Origin of the sequence: Candidatus Protofrankia californiensis, assembly GCF_900634765.1 — a bacterium.
GTDB lineage: Bacteria > Actinomycetota > Actinomycetes > Frankiales > Frankiaceae > Protofrankia > Protofrankia californiensis.
In genome coordinates, this window is record NZ_CAAAFT010000221.1 from 1 (window position 1) to 4,662 (window position 4,662).

At 65.6% G+C, this 4,662-nt stretch carries 1 protein-coding gene and 1 pseudogene; both read left to right on the top strand.

The window, feature by feature from the left end:
* A partial coding sequence (gene pglX / locus DD1DGNOD_RS12040; protein ID WP_131770142.1) for a BREX-2 system adenine-specific DNA-methyltransferase PglX occupies positions 1 to 3,406 on the top strand: 3,406 nt, incomplete at its 5' end.
* Positions 3,403 to 4,662 (top strand): annotated as a pseudogene (locus DD1DGNOD_RS12045) (phage resistance protein); the annotation flags it as partial. The gene pglX and the pseudogene DD1DGNOD_RS12045, both read left to right, overlap by 4 nt.

The following is a 4,662-nucleotide window of genomic DNA, read 5'->3' on the forward strand; positions in this document are numbered from 1 at the left end:
GTTCTGCGAGGACAACCGACTGCTGGAACACCCGATGCTCGCCGGGCCCGTGGCCCCCGGCCAGGACGATCGGCTCGCCGAGGCGCGGGAACGGCAGGCCCACTACTTCCGGGAGCACCCGGCCGACTCCGACCTGGAATACCTGCGGGCGGCGATCGCCCGGCTGGAGCGGTACGACGCGACGCGGACGCTGGTCGACCGGCACAACCCGCTGCACCTGGTGGAGATGTCCCCGGACGCGGCCACCGGGCTGCTCGACTTCTGGCGCCGGATCGAACCGGACAGCGGTGCGCTCGTCCATGACTTCCGCGACGACACACTGTCGACCCGGTTCCTCGGCGACCTGTACCAGGACCTGTCCGAGCAGGCGCGCAAGGACTATGCGCTGCTGCAGACGCCCGAGTTCGTCGAGGAGTTCATCCTCGACCGCACCCTCGACCCGGCCATCAACGAGTACGGCCTCGCCGAAGTCCGGCTCATCGACCCGACCTGCGGTTCGGGCCACTTCCTGCTCGGCGCGTTCCACCGTCTGGTCGGCCGCTGGCAGGAGCAGGAATACGGCATCGACGTCAGAGCCCACGTCGAGCGTGCGCTCGGCCAGGTGCACGGGGTCGACATCAACCCGTACGCGGCGGCGATCGCCCGCTTTCGCCTCGTCATCGCAGCCCTGACCGCCTGCAGCATCACCCGGCTCGTCGACGCCCCGACCTGGCGCATCCGGGTCGCGATCGGCGACTCCTTGCGCTTCGGCGTCCGCCACGGCCAGGAGACGTTGGAAGGCATCACCGAACACGTGCTCGCCGGGTCGGCCGGCGAAGGCGAGTTCACCTACGAGTACGAGGACGCCCGGGATCTGGAGGACATCCTCGGTCAGCGTTACCACGCCGTCGTCGGCAACCCGCCCTACATCACCGTCAAGGACAGGGTGCTCGGTAATGTGTACCGCGTCCTGTGGGATGCCTGCCATCGTCAATATGCACTGAGTGTGCCATTTGCCCAGCGATTCTTCGACCTCGCTGCTGACGGCGGCTTTACTGGCCAGATCACGGCGAATTCGTTCATGAAGCGAGAATTCGGTAAGAAGCTCATCGAGGAGTTCTTCCCCACCGTCGACCTAACCCATGTCATCGACACCAGCGGCGCATATATCCCTGGTCACGGCACGCCGACAGTCATCGTGTGTGGGCGTAATCGTCGGCCCGTCCTGTCGACCGTACGGGCAGTGCTGGGGATAAGAGGAGAGCCCGGTATACCCGTCGATCCGGGCAAGGGTATTGTATGGACATCACTCACTCAAAGTGTCGACACCTCTGGTACCGAGACTGAGTACGTCACTGTCCAGGATCTTGACCGTAAGTCGCTGAGTCGGTTTCCCTGGTCTCTTTCCGGCGGTGGTGCCATCGACCTTGCTGAAAGTCTACGCCAAGTCGGGTCTCAATGGCTTCGCGAGGTAGTGGATTCGATTGGATTCGTTGCAACCACCCGCGAGGATGATGCCTACATCGTGGGAAGATCCTGGAAATTTCTCTCTCCGTCCGGAGAATTCGTCTCGGAGCTCATTGATGGCGTCGGCGTCCGCGACTGGAACCTTCGGGGGGGTGAAGCTATCGTTTTTCCCTACAGTGGCGACAATTTGCGTAGCTCGGTAAACGACAGGATCGGGGCCCACCTGTGGCTCTTCAAGAAACACCTGGCGCTCAGGAAGGCTCTGTCCGGGACGAATGAGGAGCGAGATATCCCTTGGACCGATTACTCGGATTTCTCGCGAGGTCGCTTCAGGAGTCCCTATCTAATCGCTTTCTCCTTTGTTGCAACCCATAATCATTTCGTGCTGTCTCAAGCGCCAAAGGTCTTCATACGGTCGGCTCCAGTGATCAAGCTGCCGGAGGGGGTGTCGGAGGAGGAGCATCTGCGGCTGCTCGGGTTGCTCAACTCGTCGACGGCGTGTTTCTGGCTCAAGCAGGTCAGCCAACCCAAGGCCGGCAGTGGGATTGGGCGCGGTATCCAGGACGAGGCGTGGGAAGGCCGCTACGAGTTCACCGGCACCAAGCTGCAGGAGTTCCCGTTGCCGGACGGCGCACCGCTTGGACTCGCCACGCGGTTGGACGGGTGGGCGCAGGAAATGCAGCGGGTGGCACCATCCGCAGTGGCCCGAGAGGGCGTGTCCACGCGGGATGCGTTGGACCGAGCCCGCGGAGAGTGGAAACGGATCCGGGGTGAGATGATCTCGGCGCAGGAGGAGCTGGACTGGGAGGTCTACGGACTCTATGGGCTACTCGGAGACGACGCCGATGAACTGATCGGACAGGGCGTCACGAAGCCGCCGCTGACGCTCGGGGAGCGGGCCTTCGAGATCACGTTGGCACGGAAGGTGGCGGCCGGTGAAGAGGAGACCGAGTGGTTCGCGCGGCACGGGTCGACGCCGATCACCGAACTGCCTGAGCGCTGGCCGGCAGACTACCGGGCGCTGGTCGAGCGGCGGCTTGCGAAGATCGCCGATGATCCGTACCTGCACCTGATCGAGCGGCCCGAGTGTAAGCGGCGCTGGGCCACCCGGTCGTGGGAGGACATGGAGGCCGAGGCTCTGCGGGACTGGCTGCTCGACCGGATAGAGGATCGAGCGCTGTGGCACCGACCTGCGCCGACGCTCCGCACAGTTGCCCAGCTTGCCGACGAGCTGCGGTCGGACACCGACTTCGTGTCGGTGGCGGGCCTCTATTCCCGGGACGTCGATCTCGGCGATGTGGTGGCGGCACTGGTCAAGGACCAGCATGTGCCGTTCCTCGCCGCGTGGCGCTACACCGATGCGGGGCTGCGCGTCCGCAAGCAGTGGGAGCACACCTGGGACCTCCAGCGGGAGCAGGACGCCGAGGACGAGTGGATCCGCGCGGAAGAGAAGAAGCGTCAGCAGGCCGGCGAGGAAAGGCTTCCGGAGGCCTCCGGAAAGAAGATCATCGAGATCCCGGTACCCCCGAAGTACAAGCAGGGCGACTTTCGGGACACGGCGTTCTGGCGTAACCGCGGCAAGCTGGACGTGCACAAGGAGCGGTTCATCTCCTACCCGGACGCCTCCCGTGACGGCACGCTGCTGCTCGGCTGGGCCGGGTGGGACCATTTGCAGCAGGCGCAGGCGCTCACCACGTACGTGACCGACCGACGTGAGTTCGACGCCTGGGAGGCAGGTAAACTCACCCCGTTGCTGGCGGGGTTGGGCGAACTGCTGCCCTGGGTCGCGCAGTGGCATCCGGATGTCGATCCCGAGTTCGGCGTCCGGCCTGCCGACGCCTACACCGGCTTTCTCGACGAGCAGTTGCTCCAGTTGGGCCTTACCCGCGATGACCTCACCGGCTGGCTCCCGCCGGCCCGGACGACGAAGAAGAAGACGACGAAGCCGGCGAAGACATGACCCTGATCTCCGAACTCATCGACGTCCCCGAGACCGTGCACTCCGGGGACTTCGTCCTCGATCTCGCCCAGGGCGTCACCCACATCGAGCGCACCCTGCGCGATTACATCGTCACGCCCGAGCTTGCCATCCGGTTCGGTGAAGCGCTTGGGATCATCAAAGGTGCCCTGACCGACCGCAGCAGCAAGGCCGCCTATCTCGACGGCTCGTTCGGTTCCGGCAAGAGCCATTTCATGGCGGTGCTGAGCGCGCTGCTGGCGAACCATCCCGGTGCCCGCGGGATAGGTGAGCTCGCCCCGGCGGTCGGCAAGTTCGACGGCGACGTGATCGGCAAGCGGTTCCTCCTCGTGCCGTACCATCTCGTCGGCCGGCAGACGCTGGAGGCGGCCGTCCTCGGCGGCTACGTCGCCCACGTCCAGAAGCTGCATCCTGACGCGCCCCTGCCGGACGTCCTCATCGATACACCACTCATCAATACCGCGATCGCGCTGCGCGCCAAGCTCGGCGACGACGCCTTCTTCGGGCTGCTCGGAAAGGGCGATCAGGGATGGGGTGACCTGCAGCACCCGTGGGACGCGCCGAAGTTCGAGGTGGCCCTTGCCGCAGGGCCGGGGACGTCCGAGCGGGACAACCTGGTCAGCACGTTGCGGGAGGCCCTGAGCGGGTTCGCCGACCTCGCCCGTAGCACCGGTACCGGTTATGTGAACATCGACGACGGGCTGGCCGCGATCAGCCAGCACGCGGCGAGCCTCGGCTACGACGCGCTCGTGCTGTTCCTCGACGAGCTGATCCTGTGGTTCGCGACGAAGATGGCCGACCACGCGTGGGTGGCGAACGAGGCGCCCAAGGTGGCGAAACTCGTCGAGTCGGCCAACGCGGACCGGCCGGTGCCGATCGTCAGCTTCGTCGCCCGGCAGCGCGACCTGCGCGAACTCGTCGGCACCAACCTGCCCGGCACCGATCATCTGGCGTTCGCGGACAGCCTCAAATGGTGGGAAGGCCGGTTCGGTTCGGTCAAGCTGTCCGACAACAACCTGCCGGTCATCGCCTCGAAGCGGCTGCTGAAGCCCAGGAGCGCCGAGGCCCGCGCGCAGATCGACACCGCGTTCACCGCGATGGACCAGGTACGTCAGGACATCCGGTCCGCGCTCATGACCGCGCACGCCGACCGGCAGGCGTTCCGGCTGACGTACCCGTTCAGCCCGGCGTTCGTGGAGACGCTGGTCGCGCTCTCCGGCGCGCTGCAGCGGGAACGG